Here is a 16,129-nt window from a genome sequence, read left to right as displayed (position 1 = left end):
GCATGCACAGATTCACTTTGAAAAGTAGGCGGCTAGCGGCTCTCGCTTTGGCTGGAGGGTTGCTGTTCATCGCTGTGTTAGTATGGATGGTTTATAGTGCCGATAGCGGCCCCAAGCTCACGCTTGCCGAAGCCGAGCAAAGGGTGCTGAACACCTACGAGGGGAGCGTTGTAGACAGCCGTCTGCAAGGAGCTGACTTTGTGGTATTTCTTAAAACGGGACAGGGTTTGTACGAATTGATTGTAAGAAGCGACAGCGGGGATATCGCAGAGATCCGGCGCTTGGAGGAGTATGCTCAGGAACCGCCAACCATGGAAGATGATCCTGAGGGTACTGTCCCTGGCAAGGATGATCTGTCTGCCGATCCCTCTGCACCTTGGGGTGAAGATGCCCAGGAAGGGGGCGCGTCCACCCCTGGTACGGATGGGTTTATTTCGGAGAAGGAGGCAACCGGGCTGGCATTGAAGACCGTGTCTGGCCTTGTGAAGGATATCGACATCGAGGAGGACGGCGGGACGCGATATTACCTGATCGAGATTGAGACAGCGGACGGCCGCGAGGCCGAAGTGCAGTTGAATGCCGCTTCCGGTAAGGTAATCTCCGTAACCTGGGATGATGATACCGACGACGATGATTCCTAATTAGCTTTTATCATCAAATTCTAATCTTCTTGTAATGATTCTCTTAGATTGCCCGGGTAAAGTAGTAATCGTACCGAGGATACCCGGGTCCCCGAAGAGAACGAGCAAGAAGAAATGAAGGAGATGAATTCGGATGAGAAACAAGAAATCATGGATGCTTGGAGTCGGACTGGCGGTGGCGTTGGCAGGCACGAGTGCGGTGGTAGCTGCAGAGGCTGCGACAGCCTACATCGGCAAGGAGAAGGCGAAGCAGATTGCGCTTACGGAAGCGCCCGGCAAAGTGACGGACGTCGACTTGGAGCGCAAGCGCAGCGTGACCTACTATGAGGTAGAGATTGACCGGCAAGATAGCGGGCGTGAAGTGGATGTTCATGTAGAGGCTGTAACCGGCAAGGTACTGAAGGTAGAAAATGACGCTGATGATGATCGCAAGATAGCAGCTGAGGCGACAACAGCTACGGCGGCAACTGGAAATGGGACAGACACAGCTTCAAAGTCCGCAACGTCAGCCAAGTCCATCACGAAGGAGCAGGCCGTCACATTGGCCGGGCAGGCAGTTAAGGGCGAAGTTCTTAGTGTCGAGACGGACTGGGATGATGGCGATAAAGAATATGAGGTTACGCTAAAAACCGCCTCCGGTTTTGCCGAGGTTGAGATATCGGCTTCTACCGGCAAGGTGCTCGATATTGATTATGACGACGATGACGACTACGATGATGATCATGACGACGACGATAGAGATTAAGGGAATACCTCCAATCACGACTGGCGTGGTTGGAGAGCAGACGGGCAGAGCCGGAAGAAGCGGCGATGCCCGTTTTGTGTTTCAGGTTAAGTCGAATCTCTGCACCCCTCCAAGTTAATCATTGACATTTTAGACCGATGTAGCATATAAAGTAAGTAATAAGTGGTAAGTAATAAGTAGTAAGTAAACCTGGAAATCAGTCAGAATCCGGATTGAAGTCTATCTTAAAGGAATGGAGAGATGGAAGATGGCAGATTTGAAATTGGCCGAAAGCTTTGCGTTGATCGCGCTGAATGCGCAGCGGAGCCTGGAGTTGACGATTGCAAAAAAGGCGGCGCTTCGCTGCATGGCGGCTGCGGTAATTCTGGAGCTTCATCTGGAGGGTGAGCTGCGGCATCCGGAGGCTCAACGTAGCTTGAAGCAGGATAGGGCTGGAGAACCGCAAGATTGGACCTACCGGAAAGCGGTAATAGATCCGTTGGCGAACGGTAAGCGGGAGCTGAACCGGGAGCTGCTCTGGTGGCTGCATCGGGCATCCCGTCTATCCAAGAGAAAGCTGGTTCGATTTGAACGAAGCATCGCTGATTCCCTTAAAGAGAGAGGGCTATTGGAAGAGATTCCGCATCTGCTCGGCTGCGATCTGTATTTCCATTCTGCCGATGTAGCAATTAAGGAGTATCGGAGCGACCTGGAGGAATACGCGAAGATTACGGAGTATTTACGCGCGGATGTGCTGGAGGATGGGAGAGCGGCGGAGCAATCGGTGTGCCTGCTGTGGCTGTTGCGGGAGAGCGGTTGCATGCATGATTTATTTTCACGAAATGAACTGGAGCAGGTTACTGCGAAAATGGTTAATCTGATGCAAAGCGATCCGCTAGCCAAAGTGCTATACCCGTTCCGGATTCGCCGTGGCCTCGAAACCGCAGCCAAGCAATTGCTGCAATTCAAAAAACATGCCGTAGCGACGCAGGCCGGCAGCGGGGTTAACTTCCTGTTCCCCGTCCTTGAGCGCTCGCAGGCAGTATTCATTGATACGGAGGCGATGCTCTCCGGTCCCGGAACCCGATTGCAGGATGTGCTGGCACGGCTTGAATCCAAAGGCCATCGGGTGCAGGTATTGCGCGCCGGACAGGTTCCGCTCCTCAAAATTGATAATCTGGTCTACGAAGCGATTCCGCACGCGGTCTACGGAAGGGTGCCTATTCATGGGGTCCGTCTGCTTCCGAAGCACCCGGTATAAAGGAGTGCTCTTATGTCCAGACAACGTTCGATGGAAGCGATTCTGGCTTCCGAATATGTATCGATCGGTGAATTGACGCGGCTGACCGGGGCGAGATACAGTACGCTGAAATTTTACACGGAAGAAGGCATGCTGCCATTTGAGCAGGCCGAGGAGAACCTGACGCGAAGATATCTTAGAGAGAGCACGGTGGAGCTTATTTTCCGAATCAAGCGGATGAAGACGGACGGTCTGTCGATTCCGCAAATCAAGGCGGCGCTAAAGGAAGAGCGGTAGCGAGCTTACGCCGAGATGAGACGACTAAGGGTACGTCATGCCAAAACCAGTGGCATTCAATTTAATTCATACTTGACAGGTGTGAATAATAGGTTTAATATATGAAAAAATCGTTTAGCACTCATTATCTTACAGCTAAGAAATAAAGCGACTAAGCAGCCGATCGGTTCACCGAAGGCTCTCGAAGGCTTCCCTGCATGGGAATCCTGCGGGAGCCTTTTGACGTTTGGCGGTCAGGGCAGAAAAGACACGAATCGAAGGTGAGGGAGGGTCATCGAAAAAAGCAGAGAGGTATGGGAGCAGCTTGAGGAGGCAGATTGGCTGTTCCGGAAAATGGTCAGGAAATTCGTCAAGGAACGGGACAAAGTGGAGGTGGAAGGCATTTCGCTTCCAGGTCTTCTGGTCCTGCAAAAAATGTGCCGGGAAGGGCCGCAGCGCCTCGGCGATTTGGCGGAGGAGCTTGATTTTACGTCAGGTGCTGTGACCGGGCTGTGCGACAAATTGGAAAAGAAGGCTCTTGCCCAAAGAATCCGGAGCGGGGACGACCGAAGGTCGGTCTCGCTGGATATTACGCCTAAAGGCAGGGAGTTCGTCCGACGAAATCGAAATGTCGGGCCGCGCGGGATCACGCTCCTGTTTGCGGACATGACGGAAGCGGACCTGGCGGATATCCATCGTCTTTTCAAAGTACTTATTGAACGAATCGGGCAATACTCGGACACGCTCAATCTGCTTGCGGAAGGCAACGCCAAACCGGCGGATGAGGATGGCAATCACAGGCAAGGAAAATATTTATCTTATTAAAGAGGAGCGATCAATTTTATGGGACATCCGACGATTTATCCGACAGGGGCAACGGTTTATAACCCGGACAAAGCATGGAGCGGGTACACCATTTTTCAGGCGGCCGATCTTGGCGCACTGCTGATTGATATGAGCGGCAGGGAGGTTCACCTATGGAAAGGGCTGCGAGGCTTTCCGAACAAATTGCTTCCTGGCGGCTACGTGCTCGGGAGCACGGCCGAACGGGATCCGAAGTACGGCTTCCAGGATGAAGCCGATCTTGTTCAGGTCGATTGGGACGGGAACATCGTGTGGCAGTTCAACCGGCATGAATGGATCGAGGATCCAGGGCACGAGCCGCAGTGGATGGCCCGGGCGCATCACGATTACCAGCGCTCCGGCAATCCGGTAGGCTATTATGTCCCCGGAGCTGATCCAAAAACCGCTGAAGGCAATACGATCATCCTTGTCCATAAGAATGTGCATAATCCGAAAATATCTGATAAGCCCCTGCTGGACGATTCCATTCTGGAGGTGGATTGGGAAGGCAATATCGTCTGGGAATGGAACTGCCATGAGCATTTCGATGAGCTCGGCTTCGACGAGCAGGCCAAAAATGTGCTGTTCCGTGATCCGAACACGCGGTATTTCGGCTCCGGGGCCGGGGACTGGATGCATATCAATTCGGTTTCCGTTCTCGGACCGAACCGGTTCTACGACGCCGGGGATGAACGGTTCCATCCCGACAACCTTATTTGGGACGGCAGAGAGACCAACATTATCGCCATCATTGACAAAAAAACCGGCAGCATCGTCTGGAAGCTTGGCCCTGACTATTCCGCTCCGGAGTACAGACATCTGGGCTGGATTATCGGTCAGCACCATGCTCACTTGATTCCTCGGGGACTGCCCGGGGAAGGCAATCTGCTCGTGTTCGACAACGGCGGATGGGCAGGGTATGGTTCGCCGAATCCGGCGTCTCCGTTTGGACAGAAGAATGCGGTCCGCGACCATTCCCGTATCCTGGAGATCGATCCGTTGACGCTCGAAATCGTATGGCAATACACGCCGACCGAAGCCGGGTTCCTTGCCCCGCTGGATTCGTACCGCTTTTACAGTCCGTACATCAGCTCCGCGCAACGGCTTCCGAACGGCAACACGTTGATTACGGAAGGGGCGGATGGCCGGATATTCGAGGTGACACGGGAGCATGAGCTAGTCTGGGAGTATATTTCTCCATACAAAAATAAGCGGAACACGAACATGGTGTATCGTGCGTACCGTGTTCCTTATGACTGGGTTCCTCAGCTGGCGAAGCCTGCCGAGCAGGCGATCGCGCCGCTGGATGTGGCGAATTTCCGGGTCGCGGGTGCGGCAGGGAAGGGAGCGGAGTCCGTGGTCGTAGTTAATGGAACGTTCTCTTACGGGGATGGAGCCGCTTGTGTTGCCAGCATAGATGAAAGGCCCGGCCAGGATTAGAATCTACAGGAACTGAAGGGAGAAGAAGCCATGCGGAATTTTATTAATAAAAATAAGAAAAGTTATTTGATTGCCGCCTTTATTTCAATTCTTATCTTGATTGTCGTGCTGCCTGGCTGCGGGCCGTCTGTCAGCGGAGGGGCCGCTGATTCCGGGAATAAGGATCGGGCGGAGGCCGTCAAGCTGAACATTGCCGATATTTCCTCCAATCCGGTGCTTCGTGTCGCTAAAACAAAGGGCTTCTTCGAGAAAAATGGCATTGATGCGACGATCATCAATTTTGCTACTCCGGCTGAAGGGATCAACTCGCTGTTTATCAAGCAGGCGGATATCGGCTGGGGAGCTGATTTCCCGATTTTGAACGCGGTCAGCAAAGGCGAATTTTCGATCGTCGCTTCGACCGGTACCTCGACGGAACGCAATGCTCTCAAGTGGCAGCTGTTCGTCCGGGACGAAATCAAGCAGGCCGGCGATTTGGAAGGCAAAAACCTGAGCTTTATGCGGGGGACGTTCCTTACTTATCTGTGGGATGTATTTTTGACCGAAAATGGCGTTGATCCGAAAAATGTCACGTTGACGGGTCAAGGCGGTTCTGATGAAGCGTACATCGCGCTGAAGAACGGCGAGGTCGATGCCGCCTGGGTAACCGGAGCTGTCATGCTGCAGAAATTCGAGGAGATCGAAGGCGTGCATGTACTAACTGACATGGCGCAAACAAGCGTACGGATCGGCAGTCAGATCGTCGTCCCGGATAAGCTGATAGAGGAGCATCCCAAGACGGTTGCTAATTTCCTGAAGGCTGTGGACGAAGCATCCCAATTTGCGAAGGAGAATCCGGATGAAGTGGCGGATATTCTGTACGACGAAGTCAAACAGCCGCGGGAAGCAACGTTGAAGGATTTGGCGGAAAGCAATTGGAACATTGATTTTACGCAGGATGCGCTCGACAGTTTGACCCGCCAGAAAAAATATATGGTGGAGAACGGGATCATCCAGACGGACTTCGAGCTTAAGGACAAAATCAATCTTGAATTCCTGAAAGAAATACTTCCGGACCGGGTAACGGCCACCCCATAGAGAGGAGGAAACCGCATGTCATTGGCCCTTCAACATCAGAAGGATTCTTTAAGAGCGAATCGGACGATTACGATTCAAGGCCTGAACAAAAGCTACGGGGAGCATTCCGGCGCTGCAGGCAGCCATATTCATTACATTATCAAGAATGTCGATCTGGTCATCAATGGCGGCGAATTTTTTGTACTGCTCGGTCCGAGCGGCTGCGGAAAATCAACGCTGCTCAATATGATCGCCGGCTTTATTTCAAAAACGGACGGACGGCTCAGAATCGGAGACGCTGAAATCGACAAGCCCGGACGGGACCGGGCGGTCGTCTTCCAGCAGGCGGACTCCTCGCTTTTTCCCTGGTTGACGGTCCGGCAGAACGTTGAATTCGGTCTGAAGATGAAAAAGGTACCCAAACGGGAACGCAGAGCCATATCGGATCGGTACATCGATCTTGTCGGACTGACGGGGCATGACGACAAACTGCCCAGAGCCCTGTCCGGGGGAATGAAGCAGCGCGTCCAGTTAGCCAGGGTACTGGCCAATGACCCGGAAATTCTGCTCATGGATGAACCGTTCGGCGCGCTGGATGCGATGACTCGCAGAACGATGCAGAAGGAGCTGGTGCGGATCTGGAGTCAGACGAAGAAAACGGTCGTATTCGTGACGCATGATATCCAGGAGGCGATTTTGCTGGGCGGGCGGATCGGCATCATGTCACAGGGCCCGTCCTCAAAAATTTCGCATATCTACGAGATCCCGCTGGATTATCCTAGAGATGTGTCAGCGGCGGAATTTTATGAATATTACAAGCAAATTCAGGCGCATTTTGACGAGTAGGGGGAAGAAGATATGACGGTATGGTGGAAAAGAAAATGGGCTGGTCTCGTTCTGCTCTGGATTGTTGTCCTGGCAGCATGGCAAGGAGGCGCGCTGGTCTATGGACCGGAGGTGATACCCAGCCCCCTGCAAACGATAAATGGAGCGATTGAGCTGCTTAAGGATGGTTCATTGCAAAAATATATCGGAATCAGCTTTGTCCGCGTTCTGAGCGGCTGGACACTCGGCAGTCTGATCGCCATTCCGCTCGGCATTATCATCGGCAAGGTAGACGCGATTCGCCATTTCGCCGAGCCGCTGTTGAACTTCATCCGATTTATTCCCCCGATCGCTTTTATCACGCTGTTTCTGGTCTGGTTCGGCATCGGGGAGCAGTCCAAGATCGCGCTCATTCTGTATGCGACTTTGTTTATCGTCATGATGAACACCTTGACAGGCGTTCTGTCCGTCGAGGAGGACAAAATCCGCTCCGCCCGCAGCATGGGCGCTTCGGAATGGCAAATCATCATTTATGTGATTGTGCCAGCTACGGCACCCTATATATTCACCGGAGTCCGGCTCGCCATGGGCACCTCCTATATGGCGATCGTCGGCGCAGAAATGATCGCCGCGAACGAAGGGGTCGGCTTCTTGATCTGGAATTCACGGCTGTTTTTCCGTACGGACTGGATTTTCGTCGGCTTGATTTCACTAGGCTTGATGGGCTTCATCACGGACCGATTATTCGGCTGGTTCGGCAGTAAAGTATTATGGCGGTACGGGGTCGTTAGTTCATCCGCGGTCAAACGGTAAACGCGTAGAGGGGCAGCATTGTGCTGCTCCCTTTTCGTCAAAGTAAAAAGACTGTTTCAAAAGCCTGTCAGGTGGCTCTGATTGAATTGAGGGACTTGGTTATGCCTTTGTGAATGGATTTCTGCCTTGCTATGATTTATTCAAATCAAAGAAATCCGTGAACAACAGTGATCGAAAGCACACTTCACACGTTGCCTCTAATACGAAGAATCATTAGCTGGAGGCGCCGGAAAGTGATTCTCAATCTGGTTTATATCCTCTTGATCTAATTCCCAGCCCAAAGCATTCAGATTATCAACGATGTGTTCCTTGCTCGCGGCTTTAGGGATCGTCACTAATCCTTGCTGTCTTAACACCCAGTTTATCGCCACTTGATAGGCTGTCTTGCCGTACTTGGCCCCGATGGTGTCCAATGTGCTTCTCTCTGGTGTGCCTGCTTCAGGGAATCCCTTCCCGCCAAACACATGAGGAGCAAATCCAAATGGCGAATATCCCATGATGGTTATTCCGTTCTCTTTTGCAAAGGGTATAATCTGACTCTCTATGCTTCTATCATTTAAGTGGTAAGGCAGTTGATTGCATACCAAGGGTATATCTCCTAGATGATGCTGGGCTTCTTGCATTAATGGAACGGAAAAGTTGCTCACACCTACATATTTGACTAGTCCCTTGCTGACTAATTCAGCCATGGCACCCATGGTCTCCGAAACCTCGTATTGTTCGCTTGGCCAATGCTGCAAATATAAATCGATGCGGTCCGTTCTTAAACGTTCCAAGCTTGCCTCTGCTGCTCCAAGCACACCTTTGTAAGAACAATTTTTCGCAGACACTTTAGTTACAAGGAAAACATCATTTCTGATGTCATGGATGGCTTGGCCAACCACCTTCTCGGATCCGCCCCCCGCATACTCTTCAGCCGTATCGATCAGTGTCAGTCCATGTTCAATCCCAAAACGCAAAGCCTCTATTTCGTCTTTTTCTTGCTGCTTAGCTTCGCCAAATTTCCAAGTTCCTTGGCCAATAGCCGGAATGCTTACTTCCGTGTTGCCCAGCTTACGATATAGCATCCACAAAACCTCCTTAGAACAATAAGAGCTTACTAGCTACTCCATATACTAACACTTAACGTTATTGAGAGGAATATTGCAGCTCCAGCCGGAATACTAGAAATATTCGCATTTGAATTGCGAAAAATCCGCCATAGAACCTTCTCCATAGGCATATAAACCGATGAGCACGCCTGTGAATCCTCCAGCAACCTCAGAGGAAAGGTATCTGGTCTGTGCCGTACCCAGGGAGATGTCCTTGCCGTCTTTGCGAAGGAGGAAGCTATAGCGCTCATGACTGGACCGTATAATCAGCGTAGCCCGGTCGCCGCTCCCCAGGTCTGCTTCATGCTCAATGGATTTGATATCGCCGATATTCAGGCGCTCGATCACCTTGCATCCCTTCTCGTCTTTGCGTACAGCTAAATCATAATGATGATTCTCATCCATATAGAGTGTAATGCCGGCCTCGCCGTTGGTTAGCTGAACATCGCAAGTGATCTCAGCGTTGAAGTCCTTTTGGCGGAGGCCTATAAATGTCGGGGATGCAGGAGTATCCAGCGATATGTCGGTCCCTTTGAGCTGCAGTCGATCGGATTCGAGCAGATAATTATCTGTCCTAGGGTGACGGAGATAGCACCAATCCAGATTCCAATCCGTATTTCCGAAAGTAAAGGTCTTTTTCTCCTGCTGGATGACGTTACTCGGGATTCGATCGGTCTCAAAACTCGAAAGCGTAGTACCGTTATGTCCTGCCGTAAACCAGCCGTCCTCGCCAAACGTAATCGGCGTAAGGAACACTTCGCGGCCTAGATGATGGTAGGTAAGCCAACGGCCGGTTTGGCGGAAGCCCAGATGGAGCATCCACCAGTTTCCCTCATGATCTTGAAGGAGGTCGCCATGACCTACCCCCTGCAGCTCATAACCGCTCAGATTGCGATTGGTCAGTACAGGGTTGTTTGGATAAGCTTCGAAGGGGCCGGAAACTGCTTCTCCCCGGGCATAAACGACCATATGGCCATATTCCGTCCCTCCTTCGGCCGCCATGAGGTAATACCGGCCATTTATTTTATACATATGGGGGCTTTCCAAGTATCGTCCGCCCGTCCCTTGCCAGATCGAACGGCTTGGAGACAGCTTGCCGCCCGTCTTAATATCAATCTCGCACTGAACAACGCCGCCCATCCCGTTGTCGTCCGTTCCGTTGCTCATAAAGAAGACCTTATCATCTTCAAAATACAAATCAGGATCGATTCCCCCTTGATCCACATAGATCGCTTCAGACCATTCGCCGTAAATGTCGTCTGTCCAAACATAGAAATTTTGATGCGTCGTGTCGTTGGTCGTGGTCATGTAGAAGCGCCCGTTGTGGTGACGGATCGTCGGAGCGAATACTCCGCCAGAACTCCCCACCTGGCCGAGCTGAATCTGACTCTCCCGGGTCAGGCAATGGCCGATTTGTTTCCAGTTAATCAGGTCCTTGCTCTCAAATATCGGAACGCCCGGAAAGTACTGAAAAGAACTGCAAACCAGGTAATAGGTACCGTCTGCTTTACAAATGCTGGGGTCTGGATAGAAGCCTTTGATCACCGGGTTATTGTATTTCATCGTATCCACCTCTTTTATGAATTCACATGCATGGAAATTTAATGGGGTAGTCCCTATAGAAGATGAGCAAAATACAATTCATATATTCATCTTGTATAAGGAGATTAAACAGCATCGGCTTAAAGCTTGCAATGAGATAAGCCAGGTGGTTTCTGCTAAATCTTTTAAATTAATAAATATGTGATTTCAACAGACGAGGACAGGAGAAAAGAGCGATCATTAAAGCGAACGGGAAACCGAAGTATATGAGACTCTTTCCTTTTATAGGCCACTCTAATCAAAATAGTACGTATTAATTATTGCATTTCATTTAATTATGACGTACTATATAACCATTAACTTTCCAATTTATGAAGATGGAGAGGAGGAGCAGGCAACACTGCTGCGAGCAAGCGGCACAAATCCGGAAACGGAGGGATTCCTATCAAGCTGACATCACGCCAGTTGGAAATTGTGAAAATCGTGAAAAAACACGCCCCCATCACCGGTGAGCAGATCGCGGAAATGCTGAATTTGACGCGTCCGACGATTCGTTCGGACCTGTCGGTGCTGGTGATGCTCGATTATATCGATGCCAAGCCGAAGGTAGGGTATTTTCTGGGTCAAAGAGCCCAGACGGAAAATGGAAGCATGAAGCATTTACTGGAAATGAAGGTTGGCGACGTTCATGGCGTACCGGTAATCGTTCGTGAAACAACGACAATTCAGGAAGCGGTGGTGACGCTCTTTCTTGAAAATGTCGGGCACCTGATCGTGACGGATGAGGGCGGCCTGCTCTCGGGGATTGTCTCACGCAAGGATCTGCTGAAAGTCACGCTCGGGAATGCCTCGGCATCGACGATGCCGGTGAGCTTTATTATGACGCGGAAGGCCAACATGATTACGGTTCTGCCTGATGACACGGTGCTGGAGGCCGCCCGGAAAATCATCGCTTATCAGATTGACAGCTTGCCTGTTGTGGTCCCGGCGCCAAGCGGCATAGAAGGGGAATGGAAGGTCGTAGGGCGGATCTCCAAGACGAATATCATTAAAATGCTGCTCGGAATAGTAGCAGAGAATTAACGGGAGGAATGGGATGAACCCGGAACAGGCTCACTTCATAGTCATTTGCTCGGACTCGGTCGGTGAAACTGCGGAAGCGGTCGTACGGGCTACACTTCGGCAGTTCGAGCAGCCGAATACGGAAATCAAGCGGGTTATGAACGTCCGCACGGAAGACGAAATCAGCGCCGTGATGGATGAAGTACATCAGCGCGGCGGCTTCGTCGCCTACACGCTTGTCCAGCCGGAGCTCAGAGAAGCAATTCGGGAAGAAGCGGTCAGGCTGAATGTTCGAGCCGTCGATATTATGGGGCCGATGATGCAGGCATTTATTGACACGTTTAAGGATACGCCGAAGCGGCTGCCCGGCCTGCTGCATCGACTGGACGAGGATTATTTTCGCCGGGTGGAAGCGGTGGAATTTGCGGTCAACAATGATGACGGCAAAGACGTGGGAGCGATCCTGAAAGCGGATCTCGTCCTGCTCGGGGTCTCCAGGGTATCGAAGACGCCGCTGTCGATTTTTTTGGCGCATAAGGGATTCAAGACGATGAATTATCCCGTCGTTCCCGAATTGGCTCCCCCGACGCAACTCAGGGAGGTCTGCAGCTCGAAGCTCGTTGGATTGACAATCGATGCGGAGCAGCTGGTTAATATCCGGGCCGAGCGGCTCAAGTCACTGGGGCTGCCTGACCAGGCTCACTACGCTTCATTGGAGCGGGTGCGGCAGGAGCTCGACTACGCGTTAGACCTGTACGAATCGCTGGGCTGTCCCATTATAGACATCACAGGAAAGGCGATTGAGGAGACGGCCGTATTTGTTATGAAGCAAATCAGACAAAGATAAATTGGAGGGAGAACGATGGAACGTCATATTGCTATGGAATTAGCGCGAATCACGGAGGCTGCAGCGCTGGAGGCAGCCTGCTGGACGGGAAGAGGCAACAAACACAGCGCAGACGAGGCAGCAACGATGACTATTCGGAGAATGTTTCATTCCGTAGACATGGACGGGACCGTCGTGATTGGCGAAGGAGAGATGGACGAGGCGCCGATGCTGTATATCGGAGAGAAGGTCGGCAGCCGCCGCGGCCCGAAAATTGATATTGCCGTCGATCCGCTGGAAGGGACCGAGACGGTGGCAAACGGACTTAACAACGCGATTTCTGTAATCGCCGCCGCTCCGGAAGGAAATTTGCTCCATGCGCCGGATATGTACATGGCGAAGCTGGCAGTTGGGCCGGAGCTGGCCGGTAGACTCTCGCTGAACGATCACATCAGCGTTATACTGGCCAAAGCGTCAGAAATTTTACAGAAGCCGCTATCCGAAATGACCGTATCGATCCTGGATCGGCTGCGCCACCGGGAGATGATCTCCGCTTTGCGCGACGCGGGAGTACGGATCAAACTGCTCGGGCACGGCGACGTGATGGGAGCCATAGAAGCTGCGGTGGAGAGCGAAGTCGATATGTACGTTGGCTCCGGGGGCGCTCCGGAAGGCGTACTGGCCGCGGCAGCGCTGAAATGCCTTGGCGGAGAAATGCAAGGGCGATTGATTCCGGATACGACCGAGGAGTATGAACGGTGCATAGCGATGGGCATGAAGGATCCGCTGAAGCTGCTCACGATGGACGATATGGTGGGACACGGGAACGTGCTGTTCGTTGCAACCGGTGTAACGCAGGGCGATTTGCTGAACGGCGTGCGCTATTTGTCGAACCGAAGGGCCGAAACCCATTCGGTCATTATGCACTCCTTGAACGGAACAGTGAGCTATTTGCGTACGATTCATCATTTGAGCGGGGCGAAGATCGGGACCATAGCTGAGGCGGCGATGTGATCGAAATAACAGTCGTAGAGAAAACTCCCTTATTGCAGGCGGTTTGCTAATGCAGACCTTCTCCAGCGAGGGAGTTTTTTTATTTATAGCGAGCCCGATCACCATATATAATTTTTGCCTTATCCGGAGTATGCTTCAACCGCTATGAGACACATGAGGTAATACCGGTCATTTATTTGCTTGATGGCTCCTGTTAAATCTTATAACTTATATAAGTTGAACTATAAAACCACGTAGAAAGGGCATGAGTGTGAAGTGTGCTGAAGAAGCGTAAGCGTTCGCCTTTATGAGTGGATTTCTACTGTATAATAACTTAGTTCAATTAGAGAAATCCGCGAATAACAGCGATCGTAAGCACACTTCACACGTTGCCCCCAGAACGTAAAATTAAGTAAGTAGTTTATCTCATATAATATATATGTGATTTCAAGGGATGAGGACAGGAGATGAGGGCGATCATTAAAGCGAACGGGGAACTAAAGTATATGGCGTTATACGAAGCGCTGGCTAGTGAAGTCAGGTGGAGCATCATGGATCTCCTTGCCGGTACCGAGTTGAATGTAAAGGATATTGCAGACCGCTTAGGACTTAGCCCCTCCATCGTTACTATGCACGTTCGCAAGCTCGAACAAGCCGGGCTTATTGGAAGCCGCAGGGTTCGGCTCGATGGGGGGACACACAAAATGTGTTTTCTCAAAGAAACATCGATCGAGATCGAGCTTCCTTCTGTAAAAAGAGCTGCGAAGATCAGAGAGCAGTCTATTTCAGTGGGCCATTACACTGCGTTTGAAGTCCATCCTACCTGCGGGCTCGGCACGCTCGAGAAAGAGATCGGAGTGTGGGATGATCCCCGGTATTTTCTTGATCCCGAGCGGGTCCATGCGGCTATTCTATGGTTTGGCTGGGGGTATGTTGAATACAAAATACCGAACTATCTGCTTGCTGATCAAACGGCAGACGCCATTGAAATTTCCATGGAGATCGCCTCGGAAGCCCCTGGCTTAAGAGACTATTGGCCTTCGGATATCGAGTTCATATTTAACGGCATCTCCCTGGGGACATGGACCAGTCCTGCTGATTTCGGAAGAGCCGCGCGGGGCAGGCTTACGCCGGAGTGGTGGCATCGAAACGTGAATCAATACGGATTATTGAAGACGATCCGCATTGACGCATCAGGTACATTTATGGATGGCGAAGCGATGTCGGGGGTGACCCTTGGGGAGCTCAAGCTGCGGGAGCCGTTCTGGACGCTTCGATTCGCGGTGGATGAGCATGCGGTTAATGCCGGGGGATTGACGCTCTATGGGGCGGGATTCGGTAATCATGATCAAGATATTGTAGTTCGCGTGCATCTTAACGATTAGGATTAGCTCCGGGCTGTTAAAACAAAGCGATCTGTCTGCAATGAGACGGATCGCTTTGTTTGTTCTCTACTTAAAAGAATCGATAGAGGCGTACTCCGTGAGGCGGAATACGGGCCTGCAGCACACCAGATGCAAGCTCGGCAGGTGTGCTGCTCCACAGCTCGGTGCCTGTAATGGCACCGGTCAATCCAGCTCCAAGCTGATCCATGGGCAGATCCAGCTGCAACGGGCTCTCGCCGGTGTTGAATGTGGCAACGTAGCGGGAGCCATCGGCGTGCTCGGCCGTCCATACGATAAGATCCCCTTGGCGGAGCGCTTCCTTGGCGGAGCGACTCTCGCGGTGCATGCGAAGCACCTCGCGGTTGGTAAGCAGCGATAGTGTCCAGTCATCGCAGTCTCTTAGTTCGCCGCCAAAGATCAGCGGCGAGCGGAAGATGCTCCAGAGCGACATCATCGTCAACTGCTCATCGCGCGTGAACCGGGTCCAGCGATCGGCACCACCGCCATCCACAGAGCGGATGCCGATGTGACCGAGCGGCAGCATGTCGCAGTCCGGCCAGCAGCCTGGCTCAGGTATGCCCTGCCAGGCCCGGCAACGGTCGAACATATCGAGCAAGAGCGGCCATTGATCCCAGAAGTCGTCCGTAACCCGCCACATGTTGGCATGCTTGGCGAAGAACGTCGCGTATTCCACAGGGGCAGGTCCGGGGGAGAGGCTTAACACCATAGGGCGTCCGCAGTGCTTGATTGCTTGAGAGATCAGGGCGATCTCTGGCTGATGGGTGTCGTACAGCCTGGAAGCTGCGATATCGTCTACTTTTATCAGATCAACGCCCCACTCGGCATAAAGCTCAAACAGAGAATCGTAATAGGCCCCTGCCCCTTCCTTCGAGGCATCCACGCCATACATATCCGTATTCCATGGACAGATTGAATTCGTATGGGCGATATCGCGGGCTGTCGCGGTTGACCCCAGAATTGCTGTGCCGGCATGGGCGGCCTGCCGGGGGATGCCGCGCATGATATGAATGCCGAATTGTAGACCCAGGCTGTGCACATAATCGGCTAACGGCTTGAAGCCCTGACCTCCTGCTGCGGAGGGGAACCTGTTCTCAGCCGGCATGAGCCGGGAGTACTCATCCATGATAAGCGGAACAAACGGACGATATTGGGAGGAGCTGGCATCGGGCTCATACCACTGAATATCAACAGTAATGCAGCTCCAACCGAATGCCTTGAGATGCTCGGCCATGTATTCCGCGTTGCCCCGAATTTCGTCTTCCGTGACCGCAGCGCCGTAGCAGTCCCAGCTGTTCCACCCCAGCGGCGGAGTAGGCGCTGTAAGCTTATGATCCATAGTTAGTCTCCTTTA

17 protein-coding genes are annotated in these 16,129 nt (G+C 52.1%); 14 read left to right on the top strand and 3 right to left on the bottom strand.

Annotated features, from left to right (window positions below; genetic code table 11):
* Positions 1–2: 2 nt before the first annotated feature.
* The 10 genes from KQJ23_RS10445 to KQJ23_RS10400 all read left to right on the top strand — a co-directional run bounded on the left by KQJ23_RS10445 (position 3) and on the right by KQJ23_RS10400 (position 7,858).
* Entirely contained in the window at positions 3–641 is a 639-nt protein-coding gene (locus tag KQJ23_RS10445) for a PepSY domain-containing protein (RefSeq protein WP_216478768.1), read from the top strand.
* A gap of 133 nt (positions 642–774) precedes the next feature.
* Complete coding sequence (locus KQJ23_RS10440; protein WP_216478767.1) at positions 775–1,386, top strand: PepSY domain-containing protein; 612 nt, start codon at positions 775–777, stop codon at positions 1,384–1,386.
* A complete protein-coding gene (locus tag KQJ23_RS10435) occupies positions 1,343–1,504 on the top strand; it encodes a hypothetical protein (protein WP_216478765.1) in 162 nt (53 codons plus the stop codon). Before KQJ23_RS10440 ends, KQJ23_RS10435 begins: the two co-directional genes overlap by 44 nt.
* A 129-nt stretch (positions 1,505–1,633) precedes the next feature.
* Positions 1,634–2,626, top strand: coding sequence for a hypothetical protein (locus KQJ23_RS10430; protein WP_216478763.1), 993 nt, complete (start codon positions 1,634–1,636; stop codon positions 2,624–2,626).
* Positions 2,627–2,638: 12 nt separating this feature from the next.
* Positions 2,639–2,902 (top strand): helix-turn-helix domain-containing protein, encoded by a 264-nt coding sequence (locus KQJ23_RS10425; protein WP_216478762.1) that lies wholly within the window; start codon positions 2,639–2,641, stop codon positions 2,900–2,902.
* Positions 2,903–3,235: 333 nt separating this feature from the next.
* Positions 3,236–3,706, top strand: a complete 471-nt coding sequence (locus KQJ23_RS10420; protein ID WP_216478760.1) for a MarR family winged helix-turn-helix transcriptional regulator — start codon at positions 3,236–3,238, stop codon at positions 3,704–3,706.
* 18 nt (positions 3,707–3,724) lie between these two features.
* Positions 3,725–5,164, top strand: a complete 1,440-nt coding sequence (locus KQJ23_RS10415; RefSeq protein ID WP_216478758.1) for an aryl-sulfate sulfotransferase — start codon at positions 3,725–3,727, stop codon at positions 5,162–5,164.
* A 30-nt stretch (positions 5,165–5,194) separates the two neighbouring features.
* Complete coding sequence (locus KQJ23_RS10410) at positions 5,195–6,241, top strand: ABC transporter substrate-binding protein (RefSeq protein WP_216478757.1); 1,047 nt, start codon at positions 5,195–5,197, stop codon at positions 6,239–6,241.
* Positions 6,242–6,256: 15 nt separating this feature from the next.
* The gene (locus KQJ23_RS10405) at positions 6,257–7,066 is read left to right on the top strand and encodes an ABC transporter ATP-binding protein (protein ID WP_216478755.1); all 810 of its coding nucleotides are present in this window, start codon (positions 6,257–6,259) and stop codon (positions 7,064–7,066) included.
* Positions 7,067–7,078: 12 nt separating this feature from the next.
* On the top strand, positions 7,079–7,858 hold the full coding sequence (locus KQJ23_RS10400) for an ABC transporter permease (protein ID WP_216478753.1): 780 nt from the start codon (positions 7,079–7,081) through the stop codon (positions 7,856–7,858).
* A gap of 197 nt (positions 7,859–8,055) precedes the next feature.
* Here the strand turns inward: KQJ23_RS10400 and KQJ23_RS10395 are convergent, their stop codons facing one another.
* Positions 8,056–8,925 (bottom strand): aldo/keto reductase, encoded by an 870-nt coding sequence (locus KQJ23_RS10395; RefSeq protein WP_216478752.1) that lies wholly within the window; start codon positions 8,923–8,925, stop codon positions 8,056–8,058.
* Between the two features lie 96 nt (positions 8,926–9,021).
* Complete coding sequence (locus tag KQJ23_RS10390) at positions 9,022–10,512, bottom strand: glycoside hydrolase family 43 protein (protein ID WP_216478751.1); 1,491 nt, start codon at positions 10,510–10,512, stop codon at positions 9,022–9,024.
* A 444-nt stretch (positions 10,513–10,956) separates the two neighbouring features.
* On the opposite strand from KQJ23_RS10390, the gene KQJ23_RS10385 reads away from it, so the two are divergent.
* The 4 genes from KQJ23_RS10385 to KQJ23_RS10370 all read left to right on the top strand — a co-directional run bounded on the left by KQJ23_RS10385 (position 10,957) and on the right by KQJ23_RS10370 (position 14,757).
* Positions 10,957–11,574, top strand: a complete 618-nt coding sequence (locus KQJ23_RS10385; protein WP_216478750.1) for a helix-turn-helix transcriptional regulator — start codon at positions 10,957–10,959, stop codon at positions 11,572–11,574.
* A 13-nt stretch (positions 11,575–11,587) separates the two neighbouring features.
* The gene (locus tag KQJ23_RS10380; RefSeq protein ID WP_216478749.1) at positions 11,588–12,400 is read left to right on the top strand and encodes a pyruvate, water dikinase regulatory protein; all 813 of its coding nucleotides are present in this window, start codon (positions 11,588–11,590) and stop codon (positions 12,398–12,400) included.
* A gap of 15 nt (positions 12,401–12,415) precedes the next feature.
* On the top strand, positions 12,416–13,393 hold the full coding sequence (gene glpX / locus KQJ23_RS10375) for a class II fructose-bisphosphatase (protein ID WP_216478748.1): 978 nt from the start codon (positions 12,416–12,418) through the stop codon (positions 13,391–13,393).
* Between the two features lie 455 nt (positions 13,394–13,848).
* On the top strand, positions 13,849–14,757 hold the full coding sequence (locus KQJ23_RS10370; RefSeq protein WP_216478825.1) for an ArsR/SmtB family transcription factor: 909 nt from the start codon (positions 13,849–13,851) through the stop codon (positions 14,755–14,757).
* A 70-nt stretch (positions 14,758–14,827) separates the two neighbouring features.
* Here the strand turns inward: KQJ23_RS10370 and KQJ23_RS10365 are convergent, their stop codons facing one another.
* On the bottom strand, positions 14,828–16,114 hold the full coding sequence (locus KQJ23_RS10365) for a glycoside hydrolase family 27 protein (protein ID WP_216478747.1): 1,287 nt from the start codon (positions 16,112–16,114) through the stop codon (positions 14,828–14,830).
* Between the last annotated feature and the right edge of the window lie 15 nt (positions 16,115–16,129).

The sequence above is a fragment of the Paenibacillus brevis genome (assembly GCF_018919145.1).
Classification (GTDB): domain Bacteria; phylum Bacillota; class Bacilli; order Paenibacillales; family Paenibacillaceae; genus Fontibacillus; species Fontibacillus brevis.
Note: the sequence above shows the minus strand (reverse complement) of the source record. Positions and strands in the feature narration are given on the sequence as shown.